12 protein-coding genes are annotated in these 17,281 nt (G+C 41.2%); 10 read left to right on the top strand and 2 right to left on the bottom strand.

Annotated elements, in window-relative coordinates; all coding sequences use genetic code 11:
* Window positions 1-33 precede the first annotated feature (33 nt).
* From E0E36_RS03705 to E0E36_RS03665, 9 genes are all read left to right on the top strand, one after another.
* Window positions 34-2,448, top strand: a complete 2,415-nt coding sequence (locus tag E0E36_RS03705; RefSeq protein ID WP_130854763.1) for a ligase-associated DNA damage response DEXH box helicase — start codon at window positions 34-36, stop codon at window positions 2,446-2,448.
* Window positions 2,445-3,095, top strand: a complete 651-nt coding sequence (gene pdeM / locus E0E36_RS03700) for a ligase-associated DNA damage response endonuclease PdeM (protein ID WP_013664408.1) — start codon at window positions 2,445-2,447, stop codon at window positions 3,093-3,095. The genes E0E36_RS03705 and pdeM overlap by 4 nt, the downstream gene beginning before the upstream one ends.
* A gap of 145 nt (window positions 3,096-3,240) precedes the next feature.
* Window positions 3,241-3,567, top strand: coding sequence for a hypothetical protein (locus E0E36_RS03695; protein ID WP_013664409.1), 327 nt, complete (start codon window positions 3,241-3,243; stop codon window positions 3,565-3,567).
* Between the two features lie 541 nt (window positions 3,568-4,108).
* Window positions 4,109-5,218, top strand: coding sequence for an ATP-binding response regulator (locus E0E36_RS03690; RefSeq protein WP_130854762.1), 1,110 nt, complete (start codon window positions 4,109-4,111; stop codon window positions 5,216-5,218).
* A gap of 25 nt (window positions 5,219-5,243) precedes the next feature.
* On the top strand, window positions 5,244-9,293 hold the full coding sequence (locus E0E36_RS03685; RefSeq protein WP_130854761.1) for a response regulator: 4,050 nt from the start codon (window positions 5,244-5,246) through the stop codon (window positions 9,291-9,293).
* Window positions 9,278-9,661, top strand: a complete 384-nt coding sequence (locus E0E36_RS03680; protein WP_207303710.1) for a response regulator — start codon at window positions 9,278-9,280, stop codon at window positions 9,659-9,661. Before E0E36_RS03685 ends, E0E36_RS03680 begins: the two co-directional genes overlap by 16 nt.
* Before the next feature lies 1 nt (window position 9,662).
* The gene (locus E0E36_RS03675) at window positions 9,663-10,499 is read left to right on the top strand and encodes a CheR family methyltransferase (RefSeq protein WP_130854760.1); all 837 of its coding nucleotides are present in this window, start codon (window positions 9,663-9,665) and stop codon (window positions 10,497-10,499) included.
* A 313-nt stretch (window positions 10,500-10,812) separates the two neighbouring features.
* A complete protein-coding gene (locus E0E36_RS03670) occupies window positions 10,813-11,784 on the top strand; it encodes a polyprenyl synthetase family protein (protein ID WP_013664414.1) in 972 nt (323 codons plus the stop codon).
* A 2-nt stretch (window positions 11,785-11,786) separates the two neighbouring features.
* Window positions 11,787-12,836 carry a TerC family protein gene (locus E0E36_RS03665; RefSeq protein WP_013664415.1) on the top strand — a complete coding sequence of 350 codons (1,050 nt, stop codon included), beginning with the start codon at window positions 11,787-11,789 and terminating at the stop codon, window positions 12,834-12,836.
* On the opposite strand, the gene E0E36_RS03660 is transcribed toward E0E36_RS03665, so the two are convergent.
* Complete coding sequence (locus tag E0E36_RS03660) at window positions 12,833-13,372, bottom strand: AAA family ATPase (RefSeq protein ID WP_130854759.1); 540 nt, start codon at window positions 13,370-13,372, stop codon at window positions 12,833-12,835. The genes E0E36_RS03665 and E0E36_RS03660 overlap by 4 nt on opposite strands.
* Before the next feature lie 544 nt (window positions 13,373-13,916).
* On the bottom strand, window positions 13,917-14,126 hold the full coding sequence (locus tag E0E36_RS03655) for a DUF2281 domain-containing protein (RefSeq protein ID WP_130854758.1): 210 nt from the start codon (window positions 14,124-14,126) through the stop codon (window positions 13,917-13,919).
* 286 nt (window positions 14,127-14,412) lie between these two features.
* On the opposite strand from E0E36_RS03655, the gene carB reads away from it, so the two are divergent.
* Window positions 14,413-17,229, top strand: coding sequence for a carbamoyl-phosphate synthase large subunit (gene carB, locus E0E36_RS03650; RefSeq protein WP_130854757.1), 2,817 nt, complete (start codon window positions 14,413-14,415; stop codon window positions 17,227-17,229).
* The last annotated feature ends 52 nt before the right edge of the window (window positions 17,230-17,281 follow it).

Genomic DNA, 17,281 nt, shown 5'->3' with positions numbered 1-17,281 from the left:
ATAACAATTAACGAGTAACCAATAATCAACAACGTGTTAGCTGAAAAATGGTTTGAACTTAAACGATGGTCGCCGCACCGATTTCAAAAGGAAACTTGGCAGGCCATAATTAAAGGCGCTTCCGGTTTACTGAATGCCCCAACCGGTTACGGTAAAACTTACGCCATGTGGTTTGGTATTTTGGAGCGATTATTGGCCTTTAGGCAAAGCCAAACGAAAGTGTCACGTGGAACATATTGCCTGTGGATAACGCCCCTACGATCGTTATCGCAAGAGATGGTACTGGCGCTCAATCGAGTGAACAATGATCTCGATTTAAAACTGGATATAGCCCTACGCACCGGAGACACTACACTGAAAGAAAGACAACGACAAATCAAAGAAAGTCCCGATGTCCTTATCACTACTCCCGAGAGTATCCATTTGATGCTAGCCCAAAAAGGTTATGCGTCGCGATTGAAGAGCATCCAATTTGTAGTAGTTGATGAGTGGCACGAGTTATTAGGCAGCAAAAGGGGTGTGCTGACAGAGCTTGGCCTATCTAAGTTGAAGGACCTTAATCCACAGTTGCAGATTTGGGGTATTTCTGCGACCATTGGGAACCTAGAGGAAGCCAAACAAATTCTTCTCGGAAAGCAAGACGGCGTGATTATTAAAGCAAACCTTCCAAAGAAAACGCAAATAACCACCGTACTCCCGGATGTTTTAGAAAAATTTCCTTGGGGCGGTCATTTAGGCATCCACTTGGCCACCAAGGTGCTCGAAATTGTTAATAATAGCGATACGACCTTAATTTTTACCAATACGCGGTCTCAAGCCGAGATCTGGTATCAGCAATTGCTACGTCTCCAACCCGATCTAGCCGGTATTCTCGCCTTGCATCACGGATCGCTAAGTGAAGAAATCCGACAATGGGTAGAGCAAGCATTGCATGCCGGCACATTAAAGGCAGTGGTATGTACCAGTAGCCTGGACTTAGGTGTGGATTTTCGGCCGGTGGACACCGTGGTTCAGGTAGGATCCGCCAAAGGGATTGCTCGCTTTTTGCAACGTGCCGGGCGCAGTGGTCACCGACCCGGGGCGACGAGCAAAATTTGGTTCGTACCAACTCACTCGCTCGAAATTATGGAGGGGGCAGCCCTCCGTTATGCCGAGCAGCATCAATTGATGGAAGATCGCATTCCTTATATCCGTTCTTTTGACGTATTGATTCAATACTTGGTAACCTTAGCCGTATCAGACGGATTCAGGCCGCAGGAAGTCTTCTCAGAAATAAAGAGCACGCACTGTTTTGAATCGATTAGCTGGGAAGAGTTTACGCAATGTCTCTTGATGATTACACAGGGCGGCAAGACGCTAGATGCTTACGATGAGTTTCACAAAGTAGTGATTGAAGAGGGGGTTTATAAGGTTGTCAGCAAAAAGGTGGCCATGCGCCATCGCCTGAGTATAGGCGCCATCGTAAGCGACACAATGATGACCGTTAAATACCTTAGCGGCAAATATATTGGCAGTATTGAGGAATGGTTTATTTCGCGTCTCAATCCGGGGGATACCTTTTGGTTTGCCGGCAAAAATTTAGAGTTGATCCGTGTAAAAGACCTGCAAGCGATTGTCAGGATGTCCAATAAGAAAAAGGGACTGGTTCCTTCTTGGATGGGCGGGCGTTTACCCCTCTCTACGCACCTTTCCTTCGCTATTCGCCACGTTTTGGATCAGTGGCAAACCTCCGCAGCCCAAGAACCGGAAATTTCTTTTCTCAAACCTCTTTTTCTGGAACAGCAAAGACGCAGTACCTTGCCTAGCAATGAGTATCTGGTAGTGGAGCAAACAGAAACAAAAGAAGGTCACCATTTGTTCTTCTTCCCTTTTGAAGGAAAATTTATTCACGAGGGCATGGCTGCCTTAATTGCGCACCGATTAGGAAAGGCAAAACCATATACTTTTTCTGTTGCCCTCAACGATTATGGCTTCGAATTATTAAGCGACCAAGAAATCGATATAAAAACCGCTATTGCCAACGGTCTTTTTTCTGTTGAAAATTTAAGCGAGGATATACAACAGAGTGTCAACATGACCGAATTGGCAAGGAAACGTTTTCGGGATATCGCCGGTATCGCCGGTTTGGTTTTTCAAGGCTTTCCGGGAAAAAAGATAAAAACCAAGCATTTGCAAGCAAATTCAGGTTTATTTTTTAAGGTGTTTGAGGAGTATGAAAGCGATAATTTACTGCTCCGAGAAGCTTACGACGAAGTTTTTGATTTCCAGTTAGACTACAATCGCTTATTGAATGCCCTGAATCGCATTACCTCGCAAAAAATTATCATCAATAAAACCGACCGCTTGACACCGTTTGCTTTTCCTATATTTGCAGAATCCTTCCGGGAACGTTTCAGTAATGAGGCGTTGGAAGATAGACTAAACAAGATTATAGCGCAACTGGAATGAGAGACCGATTGGAGCTGCGAATAAAAAATAAAACGGTATATCTATTAGCGGAAAAATGCATTTTCTTTCCTGAAAATCAAACCTTGGTAATTGCTGATATACACCTTGGAAAGGCTGCTCATTTTAGGAAAGCCGGCATTATCATACCGCAACAAGCGGGAACCGACCGGGATTATAAACTGCTGCAAGATGTATTGAAAAAATATGAAACAAAGCGGATTATTTTTTTGGGTGATTTATTTCACAGTTCCGAGAATGCCGCATGGCTTCATTTTGTCGATTTTTCCTCCCAATATCCGCATACAGAGCTTATTCTCATCAAGGGCAATCATGACATACTTCCCCTTGCCTATTACCAACAGGGTAATTTAAAGGTCCATTTGGAGACCTTACAGGAAGATTTTATCCTCTATTCACATGCGCCCTTGCCCGAAGTTCCGGCAGGAATACTGAACATTGCCGGTCATGTTCATCCCGCGGCCAATCTTAAAGCAAGGGGAAAGCAAACACTTCGGCTTCCCTGCTTTCATTTAGAGCAGTCGTTACTTTTATTGCCTGCATTCGGTAGTTTAACAGGAACCTTCGCGCTTCCCAAAGGAAATGCACAACAGTTTGTTACCACCGGACGAACAGTTCTCGCTATTTAAAGAATTTTATTTCAAGCTGTTTTTCATTCCTTCCTTACTCGATTTTTTTTCGAATAAGTAAAACAAATTGCTAACTTTAATTATTATGCACTAGTGTAATGATAATCCCAATCAATTGCACAAAGTTTCACTAAAAAACAATTTTATGAAATCAAAAATCTATGCACTATTAACTGTTTTCATGCTAGCTTTCACATTTAGCACCCCAATTGCAGCTCTTGCTAACGACAAGAATGCTAAAACAATAGAAGTGTCTAAAGAAGAAGCGGCTAGAGAGATCAATGCTATGAAAAGGCGCGTGGCAGAGATTAAAGCGATGGATAAATCAACGATGACAAAGGCAGAGCGCAAAGCACTCCGTAAAGAGCTTCGGGAAATGAACAAAAGAGCGCGTGCCCTAGGCAGCGGTGGGGTTTATCTATCCGTAGGAGCCATCATCATCATTATTTTAGTATTGATATTGATTCTATAGGATGGAAGCTGTAGGCAATAGGCTGTAAGCTCGTATGCTGGTAGCCAGTGAGAAGGGAACCCGTTAGTAGGGAACATGACTTACGTCTCATACCTCCTATTAACTATTCCCTACTCACTACTCACCATTAACTACTCACAACTCGTTAGTGAACAAGGAAACCTGTTAGTTGAGAACATGGCGTCTCATACCTCCTATTAACTATTCCCTACTCACTACTCGTTAGTGAACAAGGGAACATGTTAGTTGGGAACACGGCTTACGTCTCATACCCTCTATTAACTATTCCCTATTAACTATTCCCTACTCACTACTAACTACTCGCTACTCGTTAGTGAACAAGGGAACCCGTTAGTTGGGGAATAGGGCTTACGTCCCATACCCCCTATTACTATTCCCCACTCCCTACTAACTACTCCCTACTAACTGCACACCATTAACTACTCAACCATCCTTTTGCTTGTCCTAAAAATTTACTAAACTTGTAGTTATAACATATATTAATAAAACAAACGGCTAACAGCATCGTGCCAACACCGAAATGATACTAATTGTTGACGACAAACAAGAGAATCTGATTTCTTTACGGAAGTTCCTAGAAACCAACAACTTTAAAGTTGACACTGCTTCATCCGGAGAAGAGGCACTAAAAAAAGTTCTTAAAACTACGTACGCGCTGATCATATTAGATGTTCAAATGCCTGGTATGGACGGTTTTGAGGTAGCAGAATTGATTTCCGGCTATAGCAAGACCGTTGACACGCCCATACTCTTCTTATCAGCGGTAAACACGGAGAAGAAATTTATTACACAGGGATATGAAACCGGCGGGATTGATTACCTGACAAAGCCATTTGATCCGGATATTTTGCTTCTAAAAGTAAAAACTTTCTATCGCCTGTTTGAACAAGCGCAAGCGATGCATGAAATGCAAGAAGCACTTAAACAAGAAATCGAACATCGAAAAATGCTCGAGAATAAGAAGGACGAATTTATTAGCATAGCCAGTCACGAACTTAAAACTCCCCTGACCAGCGTGAGGGGATACTTGCAATTATTGGAGCGTCTTCCGGAAGCCAAAAACAACGAAAAATTTAAAACCTATCTCGGGAAAACAAGTGCTCAACTGAACAAATTACGGGAACTGATTGACGACTTACTGGATATTTCCAAAATAGAGAGCGGAAAGATGAAATTTAATTTTCAGCCGGTTTCTATAGAAAAGTTAATCAGTAACACACTGGAAAATGTGAGTCAAATGTATCCGGAACACGCTTTTAAAAGGATTGGCCAAGTGGATAGCACTATACTTGCTGATGAAATGCGATTAGAACAAGTATTGATCAATTACCTCACCAATGCGATCAAATACTCACCTAATTCAAAAGAAATATATTTGGAAACGGCGCTCACGGAAGACAACAAAATCCAAATCGGTGTGCGCGATTTTGGAATAGGCATACCATCCGACAAACTAAATCATTTATTTGACAAATTTTATAGAGTAGAAGAATCTTCTTACAAATTTCAAGGCCTGGGCATGGGACTTTATATATGTAAAGAAATTATTGCCCGCCATCATGGCGAGCACGGTGTAGAAAGCCGCTTAAACGAAGGTTCATTTTTTTATTTCCGATTGCCATTAAACTAGAATTTGTGCTGAAAAATAAAAACCGATGACAAAAAATCGTTTTAACCTGATTCCACTAAACTATAAACTTACCTTGCTAGGTTTTGTACCGCTTATGTGCCTGTTATTTTTCTTTTTCATTGTCGAAAACGAAAAGACAGAGCGAATAGAAGGGACAAATAATTTCATAACCCGCATCAATCTGGCGCTGAGCGCGGACAACCTCATCGAACAGTTACAGCAAGAACGTCGATTGAGCTTAGATAAGATATTTAAAACAAAAGATGAAGGCGCACTTAATGTACAACAGCTAAAAACCGATGAAGCAATCCAACATTTTAATACCTACATCGACAGTGGATTAAATGCCGACTACGCAAATTATACATTTATAAATGAATTACCCCATTGGCGATCAAGCATCAATAGCGGAGAAATGGGTTATGAAGAGACGTTCAATAACTATCAGAAAATTACCGAAAGACTCAGTGTTTTCAGTAGGGTGTCTACCGATTATGCCAATCTTAATGAAAGCTTGGGAGGGCAAATCGAACTTCGGGAGATCCTATCTCAGCTGATTAATTATGCCGCAATTCTGCGTTTAAATATTTATTTTACTTATGCTGACGACAAGCTGAATACATTGGATTTCTCAAAATTCAATATGAACTACGAGCTTTTTCGATCCTATATCGACCAGCTTAAAAGTCTTGACAAACGCTATAGTGAGCAAAATTTGGATAAACTGAAAGCCAGCCAAGCCTTCAATACCACTTTAGCTTTCTTTAAAACAGTACATGATACTAAAGCATTGCCGGAGCGCTTTACAGCCAACGAATGGTGGAATATATCGGCTACGGCGATGGATGTATTAAAGGCACGTTTAAACACCACCATTGAGTCAATTGGCACGGGTGCGTCCAGCGTTTATGAGTCAGAGATATACGACCGTAATTTTACACGTATTATACTGGTTTTCTGTGTATTAGTCGCCATCGTGCTTATTTATTTGGTTATAAAAAATATCGCAAATCACTTATTCGAGCTACAAGAGGCGGCCAGCAAGATTGCCCTGGGTTATACGAACATCGCTTTGCCTACCTTTGCCAAAGACGATTTGGGTGTTGTGGCTCGATCTATCAGGAAAATCGACCTGAGCAACCAGGAGCTAGCGAAAGCAGCCGAAGAAATAGGGAAAGAAAATTACGATATTCCTATTGCAGCCAAGGGCCCTCATGACGTTTTGGGTAACGCCCTCGTCAACATGAGAAACTCGCTGGAACGACATTCGAAAAAAGACAAAACTGAGTTATGGCTACAGACAGGTGAAAGCGTCGTAAATGGCTTGCTTATAGGCCGATCCGAACTGAAGGAATTCGGTTTAGACGTCTTAAAGGCTTTAGTTGATTATTTGGATGCTGCCTTAGGCACTTACTACATAGGTGAATATGGAAAAAATTTCGAGCTGATCAGCAGCATTGGCGTAGCTGACCGATCGCAACTACCACAGCAGATCACCATTGGAGAAACTCTTCTTGGAAAAGTGATCGCAGAAAAGAGAAGCGTTTTATTGGAGCAATTACCCGATGAATATCTTCAAATCCGAACCAGCTTAGGTACGGCTAAGCCCCAATGGGTGTTAATTATTCCTTTGATTCATGAAAAAGAAGTAGAAGGTATAATAGAAATTGCATCAATCAACACCATACCGGAAGCGGCAGTTGCTTTTGCCAACCGTATTGCTACCAACGTAGGTGCAGCTATCCATGCTATTAAGAGTCGAATCCGCTTGAAAGAATTGTTGGAAGAAACGCAAGCACAAGCGGAAGAACTACAGGCGCAACAAACCGAACTCGAAAATCTAAATGTTGAGTTGGAAGCACAGGCAAATAAATTACAAGCTTCTGAAGAGGAATTAAGGGTACAGCAAGAAGAATTGTTGGAAAGCAACCAGGAACTCGAAATCAAATCGCAGGCGTTGGAAGAAAAAAATCAGATGATCCTGGAGCGGAACTTGGAAATACAAAAAAAGGCAGAAGACCTAGCGTTAAGCACGAAGTATAAATCGGAGTTTTTAGCTAATATGTCGCATGAACTTCGTACCCCACTTAATTCGATCTTATTGCTTTCCCGCTTACTCAGCGAAAACAACGAAGGAAATTTACTGGAAGATCAAATTGAATATGCTAAGGTCATTCAAACTTCCGGAAATGGCCTTTTAACGCTAATTGACGAGATTCTAGATCTATCTAAAATCGAGGCCGGAAAGATGACCCTTTCCTATGAAGACGTATCACTTGCCGATATGATCAATGATCTGCAAAATTTATTCGGTCCTATGGCTGTTGATAAAGGCCTCGAACTCAAATTTGACTGCGATAAAACAACCTTTAGCAAAATTCAAACGGACAATCTCCGGTTACAACAAATATTAAGAAACCTGATTTCCAACGCGCTTAAATTTACGGCCAAAGGTTCGGTGACCTTAAGTGTATATCCGAATAAAGAAAAGGAAGGGTATTTAAACTTTGCGGTGCGCGATACGGGAATCGGTATACCAAAAGAAAAACATCAACTGGTTTTCGAGGCCTTTCAACAAGCAGACGGCTCTACGCGGCGCAAATTTGGCGGCACCGGCCTTGGCTTATCGATTAGTAAAGAACTGGCTAAACTACTGGGCGGCTCGCTGTATATTAATAGCGAAGTGACTAAAGGCAGTGAGTTTATTGTCAGCATTCCAGTCGCTAAACCGGTGGAAGAAAAAACGGTGGTGGAAGAAGTTCCTTTAGTTCACCGGGAAGCTGAGAAAAATAATGATAAAAAGATAACTTACGAAAAGATTTCCACGCCACCGGTACCCTTCCTAAGTCCAATAATACCGAACGAGCTCACCGACGATCGTGACCAAATTAACGACGGTGATAACGTCTTATTGATTATTGAAGACGACACCAATTTTGCGCGTGCTTTAGTAGACTTCTCCCATAAAAACGATTACAAGGTTGTTACAACGGTAAGAGGTGATTTAGGGATCGAGCTTGCTGAAAAATATATGCCGAGAGCCATCCTTTTGGATATCGAATTACCGGTAAAAAATGGTTGGCAGGTAATGGAGGAGATCAAAAGTAACCCTGCTACGCGCCATATTCCCGTTCATATTATGTCTTCCCATGAAGTGAAACGAGAAAGTATCACAAAAGGGGCCATTGATTTCATCAGGAAACCGATGGCGCTGGAACAAATAGGCCAGATCTTTAATCGCGTGGAAAAAGCGTTATCGGCCGGCCCGCGAAAGGTCTTAATTATTGAAGATAACCTAAAACATGCACAGGCGCTTGCACATTATTTGGAAAGCTTTGACGTCAAAACGGATATCAGCAAGGATATTCATTCCGGCGTTAACCGTTTGAAAAGTCACGAGGCCGATTGTGTCATCTTAGACATGGGTATCCCCGATGCGCAAGCTTATAAAACACTTGAGACCATCAAGTCGGACGCGGGGATGGAAAATTTACCGGTCATTATTTTTACCGGCAAGCAACTTTCGCCATCAGAAGAAATTAAGATCAAACAATATGCAGATTCCATTGTGGTAAAAACCGCGCATTCTTATGAAAGGATACTGGATGAAGTAGCGCTATTTCTGCATCTTGTGGAGGAGTCTAATGACACGCCAAAGAAGGAAAAACTAAAACTGAACAGCACACTGACCGAAGTACTAAATAACAAGACGGTGCTTATCGCAGATGATGATATCCGAAATATATTTTCTTTGACCAAGGCACTGGAGCGATATAAAATAAATGTACTAGCCGCAGAAAATGGAAAAGAGGCGCTACAGACTTTGCATGCTCATGCTGATAAAGTGGATATCGTTTTGATGGATATGATGATGCCTGAAATGGATGGCTACGAGACTACCACGCGCATTAGGCAGGAATCCCGATTCAAAAATCTACCCATATTAGCCGTAACGGCGAAAGCCATGATGGGCGATCGGGAGAAATGTATTGCTGCCGGTGCGTCTGACTATATTTCAAAACCTATAGATATTGATCAATTAATTTCCTTGTTGCGCGTATGGCTCTACCAATAAACCGAGGCAAAATACTCATCATTGATGACGAACCGTTAAACATTCTGGCCTTAAGTGCTGTTTTAAAATCAAGAGGTTATACGGCCATTACTGCGAGCAGCGCTGAAGAAGGCTTAACTTTTCTTAAAGAGAATAAGGATATAAAACTGGTTTTGATGGATATGATGATGCCCGATCTTGATGGATACGAGGCTACATCGCGGATCAGGAAAACTGAACCTATCAAAGATATTCCGGTGATAGCTGTCACCGCCCAAGCAATGAGCCACGACAGGGAAAAGTGCCTAGATGCAGGGGCGAACGACTATATTTCTAAGCCGATTGACATTGATGAGTTAACTATGGTGATTCGAAAACATTTACAATAATATGTGGCAATTTCCAGCGATCGAAGATACCGACTTAGAAACCCTAATTAATGATCTGCTAGAGATACATGGCTACGACTTTCGCAATTATAGCAGAGCTTCCTTAAAGCGTCAGGTTAACCGACTTTTTACACGAGACCGATTCCCTAGCTTCGCCGAAATGCGTTATCGCTTAAAAGTAGACAAGACTTATTTAAAGCGCTTTGTTGAGGGAATTACTGTTAACGTCACTGAGATGTTCCGCGATGCGGAATTTTATAAATTTCTACGCGCTCAAATCATACCTACGCTGGGGACTTATCCCTTTATACGCGTATGGGTAGCGGGCTGCTCTACCGGTGAAGAGGCCTATTCCATAGCCATTTTGTTAAAAGAAGCCAATCTATTGCATAAGTCTTTAATTTATGCAACCGATCTTAATCCGGCGGTATTGGAAGAAGCGAAGGAAGGGATATTTAATTTGAAAAGCATGAAGCTATACTCGGAAAATTATATACTTTCCGGAGGGTTTCAGGATTTCTCAACTTACTATACAGCCAATTACCATCATGCCATACTAAATCAGGAATTGTCGGAGAAAATTATTTTCAGTCAACATAATCTAGTCTCTGACGGCTCATTCAACGAGTTTCAGCTAATTTCCTGCCGTAACGTATTAATTTATTTCAACAGTTATCTTCAGAACCAGGTTTTCAGTTTATTTGATGATAGCCTAGCTCCGCTAGGTTACCTTGCCTTGGGCACTAAAGAAACCTTGCTATTTTCAAGCATTGCAAATCGATATAAACAAGTAGCCACCGAAGCAAAAATTTGGCGCAAACAAGTCTTTGAAGGATAAGAGGCTTGAGGCATAAGGTTTAACCTTAATCCCCATACCTCCCCCATAGCTAACACTTAAAGCTTATAACTTATAGCTTATAGCTTACGCCTTACACCGCCCTATACCGTATACCTTACACCTTATACCCTCCACCTTAAACCTTACACCCTATACCTTACACCCCATCACATAAATCTAGCGATTTTTCACTATGTTTGTCACGTTTCTGGAAAGGCCAATAATGAAAGGTGTCTAAGGGTGGCGATGTTCGATTAAAGCTCAATATGACAGACTAAACAATCCTTTAGACGACCTTAACAAAAAAAAATGCATGCTAAAACTTGAGGAAATTAAGAAACCGATAGCTACCGAGCTCGATGATTTTGAAATAAAGTTTAAAGAATCTATGCGTAGCTCGGTACCCTTGCTTGATAGAATTACGCATTACATCGTGAAGAGAAAAGGCAAACAAATGCGGCCCATGTTTGTTTTTTTCGCGGCAGGCGCATGCGGCGGAATCAATGAGTCTACACATCGAGGGGCTGCGTTAGTCGAACTCGTTCATACAGCCACGCTGGTACATGATGATGTGGTCGATAATTCGTATCAGCGAAGAGGATTTTTTTCGGTTAATGCACTTTGGAAAAACAAAATAGCGGTTTTAGTAGGTGATTTTCTTTTAAGCAAAGGGCTTTCCTTATCCGTAAAAAACCAGGATTTTGAGTTTCTTCGAATTTTAAACGAGGCCGTAACCGAAATGAGTGAGGGCGAATTACTGCAAATGGAAAAAGCTCGCCGACTTGATATTGACGAAGGCGTTTATTTTGAAGTTATTCGGCAAAAAACCGCATCGTTAATTGCTTCCTGTTGTGCATGTGGAGCGGCATCTACCAATGCCCCAAGCGAACTTGTCACCAAAATGCATGACTTTGGGGAAAAGGTTGGTATTGCCTTCCAAATTAAAGACGATCTTTTTGACTTCGGTTTTGATGATGTGGGCAAACCGCTCGGAATCGATATCAAGGAGAAAAAACTTACGCTACCGTTAATTTATGCACTGAACAATACCAGCAAAGAAAAGAAGAGAACGATCATTAATCTTGTTAAAAATCACAACGAAGATCAAAAAAAAGTAATGGAAGTTATAGAATTTGTACGAAATAGTGGTGGCTTAGCCTATGCCCGGGAAAAAATGCTAAGCTACCAAGCAGAGGCATTCAACATACTAGAAGCATTTCCCGAAAGCGAATATAAAACGGGATTGGAACAATTGGTACGATTTACAACTGAGAGAAATAAATAACCATGGCGAACGAATTAGTGTTTTTCTTTGGCTTTCTGCTTTTTATTATCCTGATGCTGGCTATTGATCTGGGGCTCTTCAATAAAAAAGATCATGAAGTATCTTTTAAAGAAGCGGCGATTATGAGTAGTGTTTGGGTGGCGTTTGCTTTAGGCTTTTATATAATTCTCCGGTTCTGGGGCGATAAGCTACATGACATACAAGATTTTGACCATCTTCAGGAAGTCACGCGCCGACATCTCCACAATATTAAACTGTTACCGGAAAATTTTGCCGCGAGCCTTGAAATATATAAGAAGAACCTAGCCCTTGAGTATCTCACCGGTTATGTCGTTGAATACGCACTTTCCGTTGACAATATCTTTGTAATGGTATTAATTTTCACCTCATTCGGCGTTCCTCCCAAATTTTATCATCGCGTGCTGGTATGGGGAATTGTAGGGGCAATCTTATTGCGCTTTTTGTTTATATTTTTGGGCGCCTCCCTTATTAATCGCTTTGAGTGGATCCTGTATGTATTTGGCGTTTTCCTTGTATATACCGGAATTACCATGTACCTAAATAGAAATGAAGAAGAGGAAATCGACCCGAAAAACCATAAAGTTGTCCGTTTTGCATCCCGCTATTTTTCGGTCTACCCAGAATTTGTCGGACACAACTTTTTCCACAGAGAAAACGGGAAAAAATTTATTACACCGCTCTTTTTAGTCTTATTAGTTATTGAATTTACCGATTTAATATTCGCGGTCGACTCCATCCCTGCTATCTTTGCTGTTACCAAAGATCCCTATATTGTATTCTTTTCGAATATATTCGCCATTCTTGGATTACGGTCTATGTTCTTCCTATTGGTAAATATCATTCATAAGTTCCATTATCTAAAAGTAGGTCTTGCGTTCCTACTGATATTTATCGGTGGAAAAATGCTTGGACACCATTGGTTGGAGGCGTGGGGATTCACCACAGCACATTCGTTGTACATAATCATTGGGATTTTAGCAATCAGTGTGATCGCTTCACTCTTATTTCCTAGAAAGGAGCATAACGCTTAAAGTAGAAAGCTGTCAAGAGCTTTCTTGGCATTCAAAAAACGTTCTTCACCAAGGCCGGATATCAGTTGGTATTTGGCCTTTAGTTCTGTCAGCTCATTTTTCCATACTTGTAGGAAATACTGCCGCTGTTCAGGTTCAGGAAAATCCCGCAACGGATCGTCCTCCCAAGGTAAATCGATATCCATTAATAAATAAAAATCATAGGAATGATTTTTTAGTGCAGATTTCACCTCCTCCGGTGTATCGCCAAAAAGGTAATCGCACCATACCTTTACTGTCAAAAATGTTGTATCGCAAATCAATAAATGATTAAAGGCCAACGGTTCCAAGCTTCGCTCTAAAGCGATCTGACCATAAAAAATATTCAATTCATCTTGCAGCGTGTATTCCCGGTTCAGGTTTCGACAATACTCTCTCGAATATTCCGGTACGCAAATGGTACCGTATAGCTTGGCTAAATAGGTCGAAATCTGCGATTTCCCGGTAGATTCCGGACCTACTACCGCAATTTTTATGAGTTGTTTACTATCATCCATGTACGCTTCCAATCAAAATAGCCCTGCCAGGCTGTAAATGCTAAAATTCCGTATAATAACGCAGTTAAGGTATAATTTTTATAAACAAAAAGCGGAATAAAATATCCACTACAACCCACATTGACCAATTTTGCAGCACCTTTCTAGTCATCGAAAATTAGGGAACAAAACAAAGGAAAGCTGTGACAACAGCAAACCATTCTAATAAAGAGGTTTGTACAATTTGGGAAAGCAATTGCTGCGTAATATTAAAGACTAATCAACGATAAATGGTTCTTGTCTATTATCCCAATAATATAAGAGGTATATATGATTATTAGGTCTTATTTCATAAAATAAGGACGTTTGCTTCGATATTACACACTTCCTTACATTTTCAAGATGAGAAATTCTAAATAGGAAGGGATTCTCTTTTATTAATTCTACATGTCTTTCAACCTCCTTCATTAGTTTTCTAGCAGAAGTAAACCCAAATTTATTCTCGACATTTGAAGGATACAATCTAAGGTGCTATCGGCAGTTTCTGTCCAATAAACAGTGTATTTCATAAATACCTTTTGTACTTATTCATTACTTCTTCATGAGATTTTAAATTTCCTTCCTGCACGTCCAACTGTCCTTTTTGAACACCTTCTTTTACATGGTCAGGGATTCGGCTAACTTTCTCCAGTAAGAAATCGATAAAATCTTCTGCCTCCTGCCGCATATCTTGCGGAAGCTGCTGTAGCTTATCAGTAATACTAAGATTCGTCATAATATAAAATTGAATATTCAAATTTAACGAAAAATGCTTTGCAATACAAGTTGCCACATATGCGCTCTTGGATTTGGTTTTTATGATCAAGCAAAAGAATAGATTCTAAAAAAATAGGATAAAGAAAAAGCCTTTATATTTTTTACATTTTTTTCAAATTATAAACCAAAAAAGTCCTATCTTTGCACTCCGACAAAGCAGTCGGAATAATCTTCACAATCATAGAGCTTCCCAAACTGTTTTATCAAACGTTCTTTTTGATAACTAATACTTTTGAACATATAAAATGCCAAAAAACACCTCCATTCGCTCGGTGCTGATTATCGGTTCGGGCCCAATTATTATCGGACAGGCCTGTGAGTTTGACTATTCGGGTTCTCAAGCAGCTCTTTCATTGAAAGAGGAAGGTATTGAAGTTTCCATTATTAATTCGAACCCCGCAACGATCATGACCGATAAGGTCATCGCAGACCACGTTTACCTATTACCCCTTACCGTTGACAGTATTGAAAAAATCCTTCAGGAACGTCAGATCGATGCCGTGCTACCCACCATGGGCGGGCAAACAGCGCTTAATCTATGTATCGAAGCTTCCAACCGCGGTATCTGGGAAAAGTACGGTGTACAAGTAATTGGTGTAGATGTTGCAGCCATTGAAAAAACAGAAAATCGAGAAGCCTTCCGTCAGCTAATGATTGAAATTGGTGTCGGCGTAGCAAAATCAAAAATTGCCAACTCCTTCCTCGAAGGTAAAGAAGCTGCCCAACAAATCGGCTTTCCTTTGGTGATTCGTCCCAGCTATACCTTGGGCGGAACCGGCGGAGGGTTTGTGCATAAAAAAGAAGATTTTGAAGCGGCTCTTAGCCGTGGGCTCCAAGCCTCCCCTACACATGAAGTGCTGGTAGAACAAGCGGTTTTAGGATGGAAGGAATACGAGTTGGAGCTCCTGCGCGACAATAAAGATAATGTCATCATTATTTGTTCTATTGAGAATTTCGATCCAATGGGTATCCATACGGGCGACTCCATAACGGTAGCTCCCGCGATGACATTGAGTGATACTTGCTATCAGGAGATGCGCAATCAAGCAATTAAGATGATGCGTGCGATCGGTAATTTTGCCGGTGGATGTAATGTACAGTTCTCTGTTAACCCCGAAAATGAGGACATCATAGCGATTGAAATTAATCCACGCGTTTCGCGTTCGTCGGCTTTGGCTTCAAAAGCTACCGGTTATCCAATTGCGAAAATTGCAGCCAAATTAGCTATCGGATATAATTTGGATGAGCTGGAAAACCAGATCACGAAAACGACATCTGCCTATTTTGAACCTACTTTAGACTACGTAATCGTAAAATCACCGCGTTGGAACTTTGCGAAGTTCAAAGGAGCCAACCGGGAACTAGGATTGCAAATGAAATCGGTAGGTGAAGTAATGGCCATTGGTCGCACCTTTATTGAGGCCTTACAAAAGGCATGTCAAAGTTTGGAAACCAACCGTTTAGGGTTAGGTGCTGATGGTAGACAGTTACGAAACTTGGAAGAAATTATGCATAGCTTGGAGCATCCAAGCAGCGGCCGTCTCTTCCATATTAAGGATGCCTTTGAGATGGGCGTTCCTTTGGAGTCTATTAGAAAAGCTACGCATATCGACAAATGGTTCTTGGTTCAAATCCAGGAACTTGTTGAACTGGAAACGGAACTAAAACGTTATTCGTTATCTAATATACCGAAAGATTTCTTTTTAACATTGAAGCAAAAAGGATTCTCTGACGGGCAAATCGCTTGGTTATTGGGCAATGTAAGTGAAGATGATGTTTACAACCGCCGGAGAGAGCTAGGTATTAAGCGTGTCTATAAAATGGTGGATACTTGTGCTGCTGAGTTTCAAGCTGCCACACCTTACTATTACTCTACCTTTGAAGAAGAGAATGAGTCTATCCCGAGCGATAAAAAGAAAATTATCGTACTGGGTTCAGGGCCAAATCGAATCGGACAAGGGATTGAATTCGATTACTCTTGTGTACATGGCTTATTGGCTTCCAAAGAGGCGGGATACGAGGCTATCATGGTGAACTGTAACCCGGAAACGGTATCAACAGACTTCAATATAGCCGACAAGCTTTATTTTGAACCTGTCTTCTGGGAGCATGTTCGGGAAATTATCGATTTAGAAAAGCCAGAGGGTATCATCGTGCAGCTTGGTGGCCAAACAGCGCTGAAGATGGCCGAAAAGCTAAAGGAAACAGGAATCCGCATTATCGGAACTTCTTTTGAAGATATGGACTTAGCGGAAGACCGTGGACGTTTTTCTGACTTACTGAAGGATTTGGATATTCCGTATCCTAAATATGGAGTAGCTGAAAACGCAGAGGAGGCACTTAAAGTTGCCAACGAAGTAGGCTATCCTGTGTTAGTACGGCCAAGTTATGTGCTTGGCGGGCAGGGAATGAGTATTGTGATTAATGATGAGGAGCTGGAAAAAGCGGTTATCAAAATCATGAAAAATATGCCTGGAAACAGGGTACTGATCGACCATTTCCTTGATCGCGCAGAAGAAGCGGAATCCGATTCCATCTGTGACGGCGAAGAAGTGCATATCATCGGTATGATGGAGCATATCGAACCGGCAGGCATCCACTCCGGCGATTCAAGTGCTGTATTGCCTCCCTTTAGCTTGTCAACAGCTGTTCAGGAGAAAATGGATGAATATTCAAGAAAAATTGCAAAGGCGTTAAACGTAAAGGGCTTGCTGAATATTCAGTTTGCTATAAAAGACGGTAAGGTGTATGTAATTGAAGCCAATCCAAGGGCTTCACGTACTGTTCCTTTTATAGCCAAAGCTTATGACGTTCCTTATATCAATATCGCTACCAAAGTAATGCTTGGAAAAAATAAGCTAAGCGATTTCAAAATTGAGCGAAAACTGGAAGGTTATGCGATTAAGGAGCCTGTATTCTCCTTTGATAAATTTCCGGATGTTGATAAACAGCTGGGGCCCGAAATGCGCTCTACCGGTGAAGCGATTCGCTTTATCAAAGATCTGGACGATCCTTATTTCAGACATCTATACGCCGAGAAATCGATGTATTTAAGCAAATAAAAAGAAAACCCCGGCGATTGCCGGGGTTTTCTTTTTATTTGCTTAAGCTTTC

Origin of the sequence: Olivibacter jilunii, from assembly GCF_900607235.1 — a bacterium.
Classification (GTDB): Bacteria; Bacteroidota; Bacteroidia; order Sphingobacteriales; family Sphingobacteriaceae; genus Olivibacter; species Olivibacter oleidegradans.
This window is presented reverse-complemented; position numbering and strand designations above follow the sequence as displayed.

What these genes read in the sequence shown, in the direction of transcription:
- pdeM (WP_013664408.1), top strand. Translation starts at nt 2,445, where the DNA reads ATGAGAGACCGATTGGAGCTGCGAATAAAAAATAAAACGGTATATCTA.
- E0E36_RS03695 (WP_013664409.1), top strand. Translation starts at nt 3,241, where the DNA reads ATGAAATCAAAAATCTATGCACTATTAACTGTTTTCATGCTAGCTTTC.
- E0E36_RS03690 (WP_130854762.1), top strand. Translation starts at nt 4,109, where the DNA reads ATGATACTAATTGTTGACGACAAACAAGAGAATCTGATTTCTTTACGG.
- E0E36_RS03685 (WP_130854761.1), top strand. Translation starts at nt 5,244, where the DNA reads ATGACAAAAAATCGTTTTAACCTGATTCCACTAAACTATAAACTTACC.
- E0E36_RS03680 (WP_207303710.1), top strand. Translation starts at nt 9,278, where the DNA reads ATGGCTCTACCAATAAACCGAGGCAAAATACTCATCATTGATGACGAA.
- E0E36_RS03675 (WP_130854760.1), top strand. Translation starts at nt 9,663, where the DNA reads ATGTGGCAATTTCCAGCGATCGAAGATACCGACTTAGAAACCCTAATT.
- E0E36_RS03670 (WP_013664414.1), top strand. Translation starts at nt 10,813, where the DNA reads ATGCTAAAACTTGAGGAAATTAAGAAACCGATAGCTACCGAGCTCGAT.
- E0E36_RS03665 (WP_013664415.1), top strand. Translation starts at nt 11,787, where the DNA reads ATGGCGAACGAATTAGTGTTTTTCTTTGGCTTTCTGCTTTTTATTATC.
- E0E36_RS03660 (WP_130854759.1), bottom strand. Translation starts at nt 13,372, where the DNA reads ATGGATGATAGTAAACAACTCATAAAAATTGCGGTAGTAGGTCCGGAA.
- E0E36_RS03655 (WP_130854758.1), bottom strand. Translation starts at nt 14,126, where the DNA reads ATGACGAATCTTAGTATTACTGATAAGCTACAGCAGCTTCCGCAAGAT.
- carB (WP_130854757.1), top strand. Translation starts at nt 14,413, where the DNA reads ATGCCAAAAAACACCTCCATTCGCTCGGTGCTGATTATCGGTTCGGGC.